The following is a 14,122-nucleotide window of genomic DNA, read 5'->3' on the forward strand; positions in this document are numbered from 1 at the left end:
GGGAGCCGGGCGGAGTTCGTCGACGTCCGGCCGGCCAGCGGGGAACGCGACCTTCAGGGTGCGTGCACTTCGGTGGAGGGCGTGTGTACCAGTGGCCCAGGTCGGAGAAGGCGGCCCGGGAGATCTCCCGAATCGCCCGGGCCGGTGACGTGGCCTCCCCGGCATCGCGGGGCGAGCCGGGCCCGACAGCCCTCAGCCGCCCGGGAGCCCACAACTGACCGCAGTCCTCGGTCGCCCTGCAGCTTCAGCCGATCGCAACCGTCAGCCGCTGGGCAGTCCACCAGCCGCCCGGCGGCCCACAACTGACCCCAGTCCTCAGCCGACCTGCGGCCTCAGCCGCCCGCACCCCTCAGCTGCCCGCGAACTCTCAGCCGCCCGGGGGAGCCCCCAGCCGCCCGCGAGCCAGCCGGTCGCCCCGGCGTGGCCGCGCCCCGAGCCCCGGCCGACGCACCACTGCGGCACCCCCGCCGTCGGCTCGGTCGGCCCGCGGTCGACAGTGGCTCACCCCCGCCCGGGCCCGCCCGCCCAGCTCTCGGCATGCGCCGGTGCGGCGCCCGACCCGCGTCGGATCTCGTGGCCCGGCAGGCCGGCGCGGCCCAGCACCCAGCTGGCCCCCCGGAGGGACTTCGCGGCCTGCTTGAGGGGCGCCAGACACGCGGCGGCCTCGCGGTGGTCGGTGACGCTGCCGGGGGCGCACAGCACGGTGGCAAGGGACAGCGTGACGGCGAGCCCGCCCGCCGACCAGGGCGTGTCGAGCACCGACGTGGCCAGTGGATCGAGCCACTCCGGATCAGCCAGGACCAGGAAGTCGTCACCGCCGATGTGCCCCACGCGCGTGGCCCCGGACGCGGCGGCCTGCAGCGCCCGCCCCACCGCCCGGATCAGCTCGTCGCCCGCCGCGAACCCCGCACTGTCGTTGACCCGCTTGAAGCCGTCGACATCCAGCCAGCTCAGCGCGAACACCCGCCCGTCGGCGATCCACCGGTCCACCTCACCGGTGATCGCGTCCGAACCGGGCAGCCGCGTCAGCGGATTGAGCGCGGCGGCCTCCTCGACACGGCTCTCCGCCAGCGCCCGTACGAGATCCGCCAGCCGTACGACACCAACGCACCGCCCGAGCCGGTCGACGACCGCGACATCGTCCGACGTACGGTCCGGCGCCCCGTCCGCCACCACGTCGAGAACCTCCCACGCGGTCGCGTCGACCCCGACCGTGCGCGGCGGATCGCCCAGCCTCGCGGCGGGCCGGTCGGCGTACAGCGCGTGCCCGTAGCGCCCCGACAGGGACAGCAGGAACCGCGATCGGTGCACCGACCGCACCGGCACCCCGGTGGCGTCCACGAGCAACACCCCGGAGACGTCCGGCGACCCGGTCAGCAACGCCCGCACCTGCCCCGCGGACGCCCCGGCGGGCAGCAGCGCGGCAGGCCGTACGAACTGTCGTACGGGCGGCCCGTAGGGCGGCGTCGCCGCGGCCACGGGGGACAGGGCCGGAACGTACACATCCGCCGCGGGCCGCCGTGCCGGGGGCGCGAACAACTCGCCCTGTGCCAGCTGCGCGCCCGCGGAAACCGCCGCCGCACACTGCGACTCGGTCTCCACGCCCTCGACGGACAGCAACGCCCCGAGCTGCTCGCACATCGTGCGCATCGCCCGAATCAGCGCAGGCCTCGACAGCAGGGACGCGTCCAGCTTCACCAGGTCGGGCGCGAGATCCGCGAGCAACCGAAGGGGGACGTCACCGTCGCCGATGCCGTCCGCGCAGATCCGGAAGCCCTCGTCCCGCAGTACCGTCACCGCTTCGAGGAGCGCCTGGTGCGGTACGTGGGTGAAGGGCGGGCCGACGTCGACCGTCACCTCCCACGGCATGCGCCCGGCCTCCCGCACCTCGGCACGGAGTGCGGCGAGCCCTCCGAGATCGGCGAGGGTCCCGGCGAACACGTTGACGTGCAGCGGCAGCAGAGTCTCCTGACGGGCCGCCGCCCGCATCGCCAACGCGGCCAGCCGGCCGTCGAGTTCGGGATCCCGGCGCGCCTGCGCGAGGATGTCACCGGACTCCGGACGGGCGAGTATCTCCAGCGCCGTAACCCCTCCGGTCGTCAGGTTGACGACCGGCTGGAAGGCGAAGCGGACAGTATCCGTCCAGGAGGGCACGGAAGCATAATGACGCCACCCGCGTACGCCCAGGCGCAGTTCACGAGCTGTTCACGCACGATTCCGGGCCGATCACACAGCGTGCGGGCGACCCCCGTCGGCACACCGCGACTCCTCACCTGACGGCGATCACGGACGAACCGTGCCCGAACAGCCCCTGGTTCGCGGTGATCCCCACCCGCGCACCCGCGACCTGCCGGTCACCCGCCGCGCCCCGCAACTGCCAGGTGAGCTCGCAGACCTGGGCTATGGCCTGCGCCGGAACGGCCTCCCCGAAGGAGGCGAGTCCGCCGCTGACGTTCACCGGTATTCGTCCTCCCGGCGCCGTCGCGCCCTCCCGCAGCAGCTTGGCCGCCTCGCCCTCGCCGCACAGCCCCAGATCCTCGTACCACTGCAACTCCAGGGCGGTGGACAGGTCGTAGACCTCCGCGAGCGAGAGATCCTCGGGGCCGACGCCCGCCTCCTCGTACGCGGCCCGCGCGATCGACGCGCGGAACGTTTCGGGGGCCGGCTCCGCCGCGACCGCGGAGTCCGTCGCGATGTCGGGAAGGTCGAGCACGGTGTTGGGATAGCTCGGCGTCACCGTGGACACCGCGCGGATCCGCACCGGGTCCGCCGCCCCGTGACGGCGGGCGAACTCCATGCTGGACAGGACGAGTGCCGCCGCCCCGTCCGAGGTCGCGCAGATGTCGAGCAGCCGCAGCGGATCGGCCACGACGGCCGAGGCGGCGACCTCCTCGGCCGTGACCCGCTTGCGGTAGCGGGCGTTGGGATTCAGCGCCCCCAGAGCCGCGTTCTTCACCTTGACCTGCGCGAAATCCTCCAGCGTGTCCCCGTGGACGGCCATCCGCCGGCGCGCGTACAGCCCGAAGTACGTCGGATTCGTCGCCCCCAGGACCCGGAACCGCAGCCAGTCCGGATCGTCGGGCCGGTCTCCGCCCGCGGGCCGGAAGAAGCCCTTCGGAGCCGCGTCCGCGCCCACCACCAGCACCACATCCGCGAGACCCGAAAGGATCTGAGCCCGCGCGGTGTTGACGGCCTGCGCCCCCGACGCGCACGCCGCGTACACACTCGCGACCCGGGCGCCCTGCCAGCCCAGTGCCTTGGCGAACGTCGCCCCCGCCACATACCCCGGGTATCCGCCACGGACCGTGTCCGCGCCGACGATCGAGCCGACGTCCCGCCAGTCGACCCCGGCGTCGGCGAGCGCCGCGCGCGCGGCCACCGTCCCGTACTCCACGAAGCCGCGCCCCCACTTGCCCCAGGGGTGCATGCCCGCACCGAGCACCGCCACATCGTCCGTCATGCCGTCACCTCCGTCGGCCGCCAGTGCCATGTCGTCCAGGTCGTCTCCGCGTCCTCGTTCAGCACGCCCGGGACGACCTCCACCTCCATGCCCACTGCCAGATCGGCGACGGTCACCCCGGGAACGGTCTGTCCGAGCACCACGAGCCTTTCGGATTCCAGTTCCACAGCGATCAACGCGTACGGCTGCCATTCGAGTTCCGGATCGGACACATACGGTGACGGAGGCCGGTACCGGCTGTCCGTGTACGACCAGACGCGGCCGCGCCGGGACAGCGGGATTTCCTCCAGACCGCCGCCGGAGCAACCCGGATTGCGGCAGAAGACGTCCTCGCGGGGGAAGAACACCGACGCGCAGGCCGAGCAGCGCGTGCCGAGGAGGCGGAACTCCTCCCCCTCGCCGGTGAACCAGCCGGTGACCACGGGTGTACGGGTGCGCGACAAGATCCCTCCACAACGCTGGATCTGACGGAACGTCAGAAGTGTGCCACGGGCGGAGTCGATTGGGCAGGGCGCCGGAGTGCCTCACGAGGAACGATCCGGCCCGTCAGGAGAGAACCGATCAGGCCTCCTGAGCGTCGGAGTATCGGTAGGGACGGCCGGGGCCCACGGGGGTGGTTCCGGCCGTCCCTCGTCCCTGAGCCACGCGGGCCGCCTTCCGCCCCGGCCGTGTCCAGTCACTCGATCGGGCGCGGACTGTATCCGATCTCTTCCCCCGGGGAACCTGCACCTGATAGATGCAGGGGACATGACACGACTCTCCATGGCGGTACGCAGCCTCGTCACCGTCCTCGCCGCCCTGCTGGCCGTCACCGCGGCCTCCGCGACGGCCCGGGCCACCACCGAGCCGAAGGCACCCGCCGACTTCGTGGCCCTGAGATCCGTGGACCCCACGATCATCCAGGAGATCCGCTACTTCACCCCGCACAACTTCGTGGGCGAGCGCATCGACGGCTACCAGCAGCCCCTCTGCATCCTCACCAGGCCCGCCGCCGAAGCCCTCCACCAGGCCCAGCAGCGACTGCTGGGACAGGGCTACTCCCTGAAGGTGTACGACTGCTACCGGCCCCAGCGGTCCGTGGACCACTTCGTCCGCTGGGCCAAGGACCTCGAAGACCAGGCAATGAAGGCCGAGTTCTACCCGAACGTCGACAAGACCCGTCTGTTCGAGGACGGTTACATCGCGGAGAAGTCCGGCCACAGCCGCGGCTCGACCATGGACCTCACTCTCGTCAAGCTCCCGGCGCTGCCGACCCGCCCGTACGTTCCCGGAGAGCCCCTCGTGCCCTGCTTCGCGCCTCAGGGCGAGCGTTTCCCGGACAACTCCGTGGACATGGGCACCGGTTACGACTGCTTCGACACCCTGTCGCACACCCTCGACCCGCGCATCCAGGGACAGCAGCGCGCCAACAGGCTGCTCCTGAAGGACACCCTCGAAGGCCTCGGTTTCGTGAACCTGGCCGAGGAGTGGTGGCACTTCACGTACAAGCCCGAGCTGTACCCCGACACCTATTTCGACTTCCCGGTGTCGACGAAATCCCTCATCCAGTCCCAGTGAGGCGGCCCGCGCAGCCGTCCTTGTGATGATCGGATACAGTCCCGGGCGTGTCTCCAACCCATATCCCGTCCGCCAACTCCGCGCCGGACTCCCACTGTTCGAGCTGCGGCGCGCCCTACGGAGAGGGCGTTTCCGGCTGGCCCCGCACCTGCTCCTCCTGTCGCACCGTGGCCTACCGCAACCCCACCCCGGTCGCGGTGGCCCTGCAACCCGTGTACGACACCAAGGGTGCGGCCCTGGTCGTCATCACCCGGACCATCGCTCCCGCGCGCGGGGGTATCGCCCTGCCCGGAGGGTTCATCGACCAACGGGAGGACTGGCGGCAGGCCGTCGTCCGTGAACTCAAGGAGGAGACGGGCATCGCCGCGGCCGGCCGCGACGTACGGCTCGTCGACGCGCTGAGCTCCCCCGACGGCCACCTGCTGCTCTTCGGAGCACTCCCGGAGCGTCCGGTGTCCGACCTGCCGCCGTCCGTCGCGACCGACGAGACCGAGGGCTGGCAACTCCTGCGCAGGGCGACCGAACTCGCCTTCCCGCTGCACACCCTGGCGGCGAAGGCGTGGTTCGAGGGCCGGTACGTCTGAGATCTCTTCACGCGTCCCCGGTGGGGCCACTTCCGACTCGGGAGTGGCCCCACCGGGGCTGTGGGCCCCCTTCAGGGGCGTGTCACGACGCTCCCAGCCCCCGCACCCGAACGGGCAGTGACGGCTCACTGCGGCCGTCCTCCCCGTACCGCTCGACGATCACACGCTTCCCCTTACGACGCGTCACATAGCGCTCGATCTCCGGCTCCTCCCAGCCGTCGCCCGCGTCCGCCACCACCAGCCCGCCCCCGGTCCGCCCGCGGGCGGGCGCCCACACCTCCAGCTCCAGGCCGCCGTCCTCGCCACGCACCGGCAGGACCGCCCCCGCACGGACCAGGACCGGAATCCGCGACAAGGGGGCGTCGATCAAAACCTGCGCGGGCCCTTCGTACGCCTCCTCGGTCACCGTGTCGTACCAGCGCCCCCGCGGCAGCTGCACCGCACGCCGATCGGCGCCCGGGTCCAGCACCGGTGCCACCAGAAGGCAGTCACCGAGCAGGAACGCGTCCTCGCAGTCCCGCAGCGCCCTGTCCTCCGGTGAGCCCCACCACACCGGCCGCACATAGGGCGCGCCCGTACGGCGTGCCAGATGCGCCAGCGTCATGAAGTACGGCAGCAGCCGCCGCCGCTCGACGAGCGCCACGCGCGCGTGCCCGAGAACATCGTCACCGAACTCCCAGGGCTCCCTGCGCCCCGCCCGCAGACTCGCGTGCGTACGGAACAGCGGCAGATACGCCCCGAGCTGGAACCACCGCAGATACAGCTCCGGGGAGGGGCTCCCGTCGAAGCCGCCCACATCGGGACCCGAATACGGCACGCCGCACAGCCCGAGGCCCATCACCAGCGACAGGGACGCCCGCAGACCGGGCCACCCCGTGGCCACGTCCCCGGACCAGGTCCCTCCGTAGCGCTGCATTCCGGCCCACCCGGAGCGGGAGAACAGGAACGGCCGCTCCTGGGGCGTCAGTTCACGCAGACCTTCGTAGCCCGCCCGCGCCATGCCGAGCGCGTACACGTTGTGCGCCTCACGATGGTCACCGCCGCGGCCCTCCAGGTCGTGCCGCGCCGAACGGGGCAGCGTCGACTCCCCGAAAGCGGCGAAGGACACCGGCTCGTTCATGTCGTGCCAGAAACCTGCGAACCCCTGGGAGAGCCGCTCTTCGTAGAGACCGCCCCACCACCGGCGCGTACGCGCGCGCGTGAAGTCCGGATAGACCACCTCACCCGGCCAGACCACACCACGCACCGGCTGCCCGGCGGCGTCCCGCACAAAGGCCTCCTCGGCGGTCCCACTGTCGTACACGGCGTTACCGGGCTCGGCCTTCACCGCGGGATCCACGATCGACACCAGCCGGATCCCGTCCCGGCGCAGTTCCTCGGCGAGCACCGGCAGCTTCGGGAAGCGGTCCCGGTCGACCGTGAACACCTGATGCGCGTCGAAGTGGTCGATGTCGAGGTGTACGGCCTCCAGCGGAAGTCCGCGCTCGTGATAGCCGCCCACGATCCGCCGCACCTCCTCCTCGCTCCCGAAGCCCCACCGCGCGTGATGGTGCCCGAGAGCCCAGGCAGGCGGCAGCGCGGCGGCTCCGGTCAGAGACGCCCAGGCGTGGAGCACGCGCGCGGGATTGCCCACCATCACCCAGCAGCGCAGCGGCCCGCCGTCCATCCGCAGTTCGCTCGTCCCGGCCCGGTCGTGCCCGGACCCGGCACCCTCCTCACCCTCGCGCAGCGTCACCCCGCCGTCCCACGTGCTGTCGTGGAAAACCAGGTGGGTCGCCGCGTCGGCCACCACCATCTGCACCGGCATGGTGATGTAGAGCGGATCGTCGCCGGGCTCGAAGGCGTGCCCCGGATCGGTGTTCCACAGCCGATACGTTCCGTCGCGCAGCCGGGGCCCCGACGCGCGCCCGCCCAGTCCGAAGAACCGCGCGTCCGCGGCCACTTCGGACCGCTGCATCCAGCGCGCCTCCCCACCGCCCACCGGCTCCCACCACCGCGGCGGCAGATCCCGCCGCAGGGTCACCCCGCCCGGCGTACGCACCTCCACGGCGCCGTGCCGGGAGACGACCACCGTCATCCGCTCGGCCACGACCCGCCACGCGCCGTCCTTGTCCGGCTCCAGCAGGGCCCGGGGGTCCGGTTCGGGAGCGGGGCCCGCGAGCGCGTACGACGGCTCGGGCCCCGCCCCGTCCCAGCCCCAGAAGACGGCTCCGCCGGCCGTGACGGTGATCCGCAGCTCCGACCGGGTGAACCGGACGACTCCGCCGCCGGGAGCCGGCTCCACACTCAGCACGGGCCCGGGAACCCGCGCACGCTCGGCGCCCCGCGCCGGCAGCCCCGAGGCGTCGGCGCGCCTCCTGCGCCACGCGGCCCGCACGGTACGCAGCCCCTGGGCCGATCCCACCGAACCGACCACCTTCATCGAACGCACCAGGTCACGACCGTCCATGCTGCTCAGCCTGCCACTCGAAACGGCCGATGAGTGAGTCGTTCAACTTCCGTTCACCCGTGGCAGGACCACATCTTCACGAGCCGGACTATGTGGGGCCCGCCCTGGTGCGGAAGTCGATCACGTGGCATCGTCCGTGGGAGCCGCGTGACGCGCACACCCCAGCCCGTGCGCGGTACACGCACACGACGCGCACAGTCCGGGAGCCGCCCCATGACCTCAGCGAACCCCTCGCCGCTCTGGCAACCCGACCCGGGCCGCATCGCCCAGTCGCAGATCACCCGATTCCAGACCTGGGCGGCCGAGCACCACGGAGCCCCCGCCGAGGGTGGTTACGCGGCTCTGCACCGCTGGTCCGTGGACGAACTGGACACGTTCTGGAAAGCCGTCACCGAGTGGTTCGACGTACGGTTTTCGACCCCCTACGCGCGCGTGCTGGGCGACCGCTCGATGCCGGGCGCACAGTGGTTCCCCGGAGCCACCCTCAACTACGCCGAGCACGCCCTGCGAGCGGCCGACACCGGAGCGGACGAACCGGCCCTCCTCCATGTCGACGAGACCCACGAACCGACCCCGGTCAGCTGGTCCGAACTGCGCCGCCAGGTCGGCTCCCTGGCCGCCGAACTCCGTGCCCTCGGCGTACACCCGGGGGACCGCGTCAGCGGCTACCTGCCGAACGTGCCCCAGGCCGTGGTCGCCCTCCTCGCCACCGCGGCCGTCGGCGGCGTCTGGACGTCCTGCGCCCCCGACTTCGGCGCCCGCAGCGTCCTCGACCGATTCCAGCAGGTCGAACCCGTCGTGCTGCTCACCGTCGACGGCTACCGCTACGGCGGCAAGGAGCACGATCGCCGCGAGACCGTCGCCGAACTGCGCCGCGAACTGCCCACCCTGCGCGCCGTCGTCCACATCCCGCTGCTCGGCACCGAACCCCCCGAGGGCGCCCTGGAATGGTCGGCCCTCACATCGGCTGACGTAACACCGGTCTACGAAGAGGTCCCTTTCGACCACCCCCTGTGGGTGCTCTACTCCTCCGGCACGACCGGCCTCCCCAAGGCCATCGTCCAGTCCCAGGGCGGCATCCTCGTCGAGCACCTCAAGCAGCTCGGCCTCCACTGCGACCTGGGGCCCGAGGACCGCTTCTTCTGGTACACGTCCACCGGCTGGATGATGTGGAACTTCCTCGTCTCCGGCCTCCTGACGGGCACCACGATCGTCCTGTACGACGGCAGCCCGGGCTACCCGGACACAGCCGCCCAGTGGCGCATCGCCGAACGCACCAGCGCCACCCTTTTCGGCACGTCGGCGGCATACGTCATGGCCTGCCGGAAGGCGGGCGTCCACCCCTCCCGCGACTTCGACCTCTCCCGCGTCCAGTGCGTCGCCACCACCGGCTCGCCCCTGCCGCCCGACGGATTCCGCTGGCTGCACGACGAGGTGCGCGACGACCTGTGGATCGCCTCCGTCAGCGGCGGCACCGACGTGTGCTCCTGTTTCGCGGGAGCCGTCCCCACCCTCCCGGTCCACGTCGGCGAACTCCAGGCACCCGGCCTGGGCACCGACCTCCAGTCCTGGGACCCCAGCGGCGAACCCCTCATCGACGAGGTCGGTGAGCTCGTCGTCACCAACCCCATGCCGTCGATGCCCATCCGCTTCTGGAACGACCCCGACGGCAGCCGCTACCACGACAGCTACTTCGACACGTACCCCGGAGTGTGGCGTCACGGCGACTGGATCACCGTCACCTCACGCGGCTCCGTGGTCATCCACGGCCGCTCGGACTCCACCCTCAACCGCCAGGGCGTCCGCATGGGTTCGGCCGACATCTACGAAGCCGTCGAGCGGCTCCCCGAGATCCGCGAGTCCCTCGTCATCGGCATCGAACAGCCCGACGGCGGCTACTGGATGCCCCTCTTCGTCCACCTCGCTCCAGGAGCCGTACTCGACGACGCCCTCCTGAGCCGCATCAAGCAGACCATCCGCGAGCAACTCTCACCTCGTCACATCCCCGACGAGGTCATCGAGGTACCCGGAGTCCCGCACACCCTCACCGGCAAGCGAATCGAGGTCCCGGTCAAACGCCTCCTCCAGGGCACCCCCCTGGAGAAGGCGGTCAACCCCGGCTCCATCGACAACCTCGACCTACTGAGCTTCTACGAGGAACTGGCCCGCAAACGCGCCTGACCAACCCCGCGTTCCAGCGCCGCCTCGGGCGTACTCCCCACGTCCGAGGGGCGTTGTCAGTGCCGCCGATTACTGTGAGTGAGCATTGATCGACTGCACGCAGGGGGAAAAATGGCACACACCCAGCACCAGACCATGCGACGCGTCCTGCGCCGCGAAATCGCCGGAACCATCGGCCTGCTGACCGACGAGCAGGACTTCACCGCGATGCGGCGGCGCTACCGCACCTTCACCTTCGACAACCACGCGAGCTATCTCCAGCAGGTGGAAGCCCTGCTCCGAACCCTCGCCTCCCAGGGCGGCCACACCACGGTGGCCCTCTTCGACCCCGAGGAGTACGCGGAATTCTGCGCCGAACACGGCCTGGAACCCGACACACCGTCCAGCCGCACCCGCTTCACCGCGGAACTCGCCGCGACAGGCGCGACCGTCCCGTACGAGGGCCAGCCCCTCGACCACCTCGTCCCGAACCTCATCGACGAAGCCGTCCGCCAGGCCACTTGGGAGTACGCGACGACACTGCTGTCCCGCATTGGCACCTGCGCGTCCTGCGGCGAGGACATCGGCCGAGTCGCCTTCGTACGCGCCTCCGACCTGCTCGTCCGCATCCTGGACGCCTCGGGCCCGGGCAGGCGGCACCTCGTGTGCAGCGTCTCCACAGAGCCAGAAACACTCGTAGCGGTCCTCCGGGCCGACGACGACGAGCACGGAACACCTCACCTGGACGAGGCCGAGGCCCTCGAATTCACCACCGTCCTCGCCCTGGGCATCGCCACCCAGAGCCCGGGTGGCCTGGTCATGCGTGCCAGCGCCCCCGACTCGACCGACCGTGTCTACGGCTGGCGCCTGCGCGGCGAAGGCCTGGAACCGCTCACGGCCGGCGAGGTCTTCGACGCCTACTGCACCGACGTCGAATCCGGCGACCTCGTCTCCCCGGAGTCGGGCGTCGACTACTGCGCACCACCCGACCTGGGCGAGGAGGGGCCCATGACACGGCACACGCACTGAACACACGAGGGGCGCCCCACCCTCAGGCGGAGCGCCCCTCGACCGGCCCATCAGTGACAACGGCGCACGGTACTGACGGCCAACGGCACTGACTACTCGCCGGACAGCACCGCCTGGGCCGCCGTGCGGGCTTCCTCGGCACTGTCGCAGGCACGCGCGGCCGCCGCGGCACGCTCGCACTGCGCCAGCGTGTACTTGGCCAGCGTCGCGCGGACATAGGGAATCGACGCGGCACCCATGGAGAGAGAGGTGACACCCAGACCGGTCAGCACACACGCGAGCAGCGGGTCCGAAGCGGCCTCGCCGCAGACACCACAGCTCTTGCCCTCGGCCTTGGCCGCCTCGGCGGACAGTGCGACCAGGTCGAGCAGCGCGGGCTGCCACGGATCCTGCAGCCGGGACACGGCACCCACCTGGCGGTCGGCGGCGAAGGTGTACTGCGCGAGGTCGTTGGTCCCCAGCGACAGGAACTCGACCTCCTGCAGGATCGACCGCGCCCGCAGAGCGGCCGACGGAATCTCGACCATGGCACCGAACTTCGCCTGCAGACCCGCCTCACGGCACGCGTCGGCGAACGCCTTGGCGTCGGCACGGTCCGCGACCATCGGCGCCATCACGTCGAGGTAGACAGGCAGTCCCTCGGAAGCCTTCGCGAGCGCCGTCAGCTGCGTCCGCAGCACATCGGGGTGGTCGAGCAGCGAGCGGAGCCCGCGCACGCCCAGCGCCGGGTTCGGCTCATCGGCCGGCGTCAGGAAGTCGAGCGGCTTGTCGGCACCCGCATCGAGCACCCGCACCACGACCCGCCCCTCAGGGAAGGCCTCCAGCACCGTGCGATACGCCTCGACCTGCTTCTCCTCCGACGGCGCGTTCTTGCTGTCGTCAAGGAAGAGGAACTCGGTACGGAACAGACCCACGCCCTCGGCACCGGCCGCGACCGCCGCCGGAACGTCCGCGGGACCACCCACATTGGCCAGCAGCGGCACCTTGTGTCCGTCCGAGGTGGCACCGGGCCCGGTCGAGGCACCCAGCGCGGCCTTGCGCGCAGCGGCCGCGGCCTCCATCTCGGCCTTCTTCTCCGCACTCGGATTCACGAAGATCTCACCGGTGCTGCCGTCCACGGCGACCAACGTGCCCTCGGCAAGCTCACCCGCCCCCGGCAGTGCCACCACGGCCGGAACACCGAGCGCCCGGGCCAGGATCGCGCTGTGGCTGGTCGGCCCGCCCTCCTCGGTGACGAAACCGAGGACCAGCGTCGGGTCCAGCAGAGCGGTGTCGGCCGGCGCGAGGTCACGAGCGATGAGGACGTACGGCTCGTCGCTGTCCGGCACACCCGGCATCGGCACGCCGAGGAGCCGGGCGACGATACGGTTCCGCACGTCGTCGAGGTCCGCCACACGACCGGCGAGATACTCACCGGCATTCGCCAGCAGCGCGCGGTACGAGGCGAAGGCGTCGTACACCCCGCGCTCCGCCGTGCTCCCGACCGCGATACGCCGCTCGACATCGGCCATGAGCTCCGGGTCCTGGGCCATCATGGCCTGGGCCTCGAGAACAGCCTGGGCTTCGCCGCCCGCCAGATTGCCGCGTGCCATCAGGTCGGCCGCGACGGCTTCGACGGCCTTGCGGGCGCGCCCCTGTTCGCGCTCCGCGTCCTCCGTCGGTATCTGCTTGGCAGGCGGCTCCAGCACCGCCGTTCCCATGTGCCGAACCTCGCCGATCGCCACACCGTGGCTCACGCCGACGCCTCGCAGCGTTGTCTCCATGTCACCCGTCTCCGATAGAGCGGCGGGTCCCGCCGCCGCGATGGTTGTCGTGCCTGCTGTTCATGACGGCAGGGAAGTCAGTGCCAGCTGAAGAGAACGTCGCCAGCCTTCACGTCTCCGTCAACGCTGACGTCGGAGAGGGACTCGGCCGTGGCTTCGAGTGCCACGATGGGGCAGATGGGGGACTTGCCGGCGGCCTCGACGGCAGCCGGGTCCCAGCGCACCACGGACTGGCCGCGCTGGACGGTGTCGCCCTTGTTGACGAGCAGCTCGAAGCCCTCGCCGTTGAGCTGAACGGTGTCGATACCGAGGTGCGTCAGCACTCCGTGCCCCTCTTCGTCGACCACGACGAAGGCATGAGGGTGGAGCGAGACGACAACACCGTCGATGGGGGCGACAGCGGCCGAGGCCTCCCGGACGGGGTCGATCGCGGTGCCGGGGCCCACCATGGCTCCGGAGAAGACCGGATCAGGTACAGCTGTGAGTCCGATGGTGCGTCCTGCAAGAGGGGACGTCACGGTGGTCATGGGAAGCCTCCCAGGGGCGGAGATGCATATGGGCCGTCGCTGCCTGTCCTGGACGGCGCACTGCTCAGCAGCGTAAGTCATATGAAGTGACGGTTCCGCACGAGAGGACCCGGTTGGCGACCGTAGAGCGCGGCACAAACGATTTGCACGCGCTCCGCAGCCGCATGTAGAGTCGTACACCTGCTTGAGGCCGAGTGACGCGACCAAGCGTCCTTGCCTGGCAGCATCCAACTTGTCGGATCCTATCTCGGGGTCTGGTTCTGCATGTCCGCAGGACCGTGGTCAGAGAGACGGAAATTCACTGATAGAGTTTGGAACACCGAAGGGAAGCCCGGAGGAAAGCCACGAGAGGTTCTCTCGGGTGAGTACAAAGGAAGCGTCCGTTCCTTGAGAACTCAACAGCGTGCCAAAAATCAACGCCAGATATGTTGATACCCCGTCCACCGCATCATGTGGTGGGTGGAGGTTCCTTTGAAAAAGTCCTGCCGGGCATTGTTCCGGCAGGCGCACAGCGAGGACGCAGTGAATCATCGATCCTATTCCGATCGGTGGTTCCGCTCTCGTGGTGTCGTCCCGATTACGGGAATACATTC

Annotated in this window: 11 protein-coding genes; 4 read left to right on the top strand and 7 right to left on the bottom strand. The window is 70.6% G+C overall.

Annotated features, from left to right (window positions below; all coding sequences use genetic code 11):
• Positions 1-501 precede the first annotated feature (501 nt).
• The 3 genes from ACFWXQ_RS47545 to ACFWXQ_RS47555 form a co-directional block, all read right to left on the bottom strand.
• The gene (locus ACFWXQ_RS47545; RefSeq protein ID WP_383951310.1) at positions 502-2,154 is read right to left on the bottom strand and encodes an EAL domain-containing protein; all 1,653 of its coding nucleotides are present in this window, start codon (positions 2,152-2,154) and stop codon (positions 502-504) included.
• A gap of 115 nt (positions 2,155-2,269) precedes the next feature.
• Positions 2,270-3,460, bottom strand: a complete 1,191-nt coding sequence (locus ACFWXQ_RS47550; RefSeq protein WP_383951313.1) for a lipid-transfer protein — start codon at positions 3,458-3,460, stop codon at positions 2,270-2,272.
• Entirely contained in the window at positions 3,457-3,882 is a 426-nt protein-coding gene (locus ACFWXQ_RS47555; RefSeq protein WP_383951334.1) for a Zn-ribbon domain-containing OB-fold protein, read from the bottom strand. Before ACFWXQ_RS47555 ends, ACFWXQ_RS47550 begins: the two co-directional genes overlap by 4 nt.
• A gap of 325 nt (positions 3,883-4,207) precedes the next feature.
• On the opposite strand from ACFWXQ_RS47555, the gene ACFWXQ_RS47560 reads away from it, so the two are divergent.
• Complete coding sequence (locus tag ACFWXQ_RS47560) at positions 4,208-5,017, top strand: M15 family metallopeptidase (RefSeq protein WP_383951316.1); 810 nt, start codon at positions 4,208-4,210, stop codon at positions 5,015-5,017.
• A 47-nt stretch (positions 5,018-5,064) separates the two neighbouring features.
• Positions 5,065-5,601 (top strand): NUDIX domain-containing protein, encoded by a 537-nt coding sequence (locus tag ACFWXQ_RS47565; protein WP_383951319.1) that lies wholly within the window; start codon positions 5,065-5,067, stop codon positions 5,599-5,601.
• Between the two features lie 82 nt (positions 5,602-5,683).
• Here the strand turns inward: ACFWXQ_RS47565 and ACFWXQ_RS47570 are convergent, their stop codons facing one another.
• A complete protein-coding gene (locus tag ACFWXQ_RS47570; RefSeq protein ID WP_383951323.1) occupies positions 5,684-8,050 on the bottom strand; it encodes a TIM-barrel domain-containing protein in 2,367 nt (788 codons plus the stop codon).
• A gap of 213 nt (positions 8,051-8,263) precedes the next feature.
• Between ACFWXQ_RS47570 and ACFWXQ_RS47575 the strand changes: the two genes are divergently transcribed.
• On the top strand, positions 8,264-10,231 hold the full coding sequence (locus ACFWXQ_RS47575) for an acetoacetate--CoA ligase (protein ID WP_383951326.1): 1,968 nt from the start codon (positions 8,264-8,266) through the stop codon (positions 10,229-10,231).
• A 111-nt stretch (positions 10,232-10,342) separates the two neighbouring features.
• The gene (locus ACFWXQ_RS47580; protein WP_383951328.1) at positions 10,343-11,239 is read left to right on the top strand and encodes a hypothetical protein; all 897 of its coding nucleotides are present in this window, start codon (positions 10,343-10,345) and stop codon (positions 11,237-11,239) included.
• 92 nt (positions 11,240-11,331) lie between these two features.
• Here ACFWXQ_RS47580 and ptsP read toward each other — a convergent pair whose 3' ends face one another.
• From ptsP to ACFWXQ_RS47595, 3 genes are all read right to left on the bottom strand, one after another.
• Positions 11,332-13,002 carry a phosphoenolpyruvate--protein phosphotransferase gene (gene ptsP / locus ACFWXQ_RS47585; RefSeq protein WP_383951331.1) on the bottom strand — a complete coding sequence of 557 codons (1,671 nt, stop codon included), beginning with the start codon at positions 13,000-13,002 and terminating at the stop codon, positions 11,332-11,334.
• A gap of 77 nt (positions 13,003-13,079) precedes the next feature.
• Positions 13,080-13,529: a PTS glucose transporter subunit IIA gene (locus ACFWXQ_RS47590; protein ID WP_189839779.1), complete on the bottom strand. Its 450-nt coding sequence runs from the start codon at positions 13,527-13,529 to the stop codon at positions 13,080-13,082.
• A 282-nt stretch (positions 13,530-13,811) separates the two neighbouring features.
• Positions 13,812-14,122: hypothetical protein (locus ACFWXQ_RS47595; RefSeq protein ID WP_386270390.1), on the bottom strand; the 311-nt coding region annotated here is incomplete at its 5' end.

Origin of the sequence: Streptomyces sp. NPDC058697, assembly GCF_042715345.1 — a bacterium.
GTDB lineage: Bacteria > Actinomycetota > Actinomycetes > Streptomycetales > Streptomycetaceae > Streptomyces > Streptomyces liliifuscus.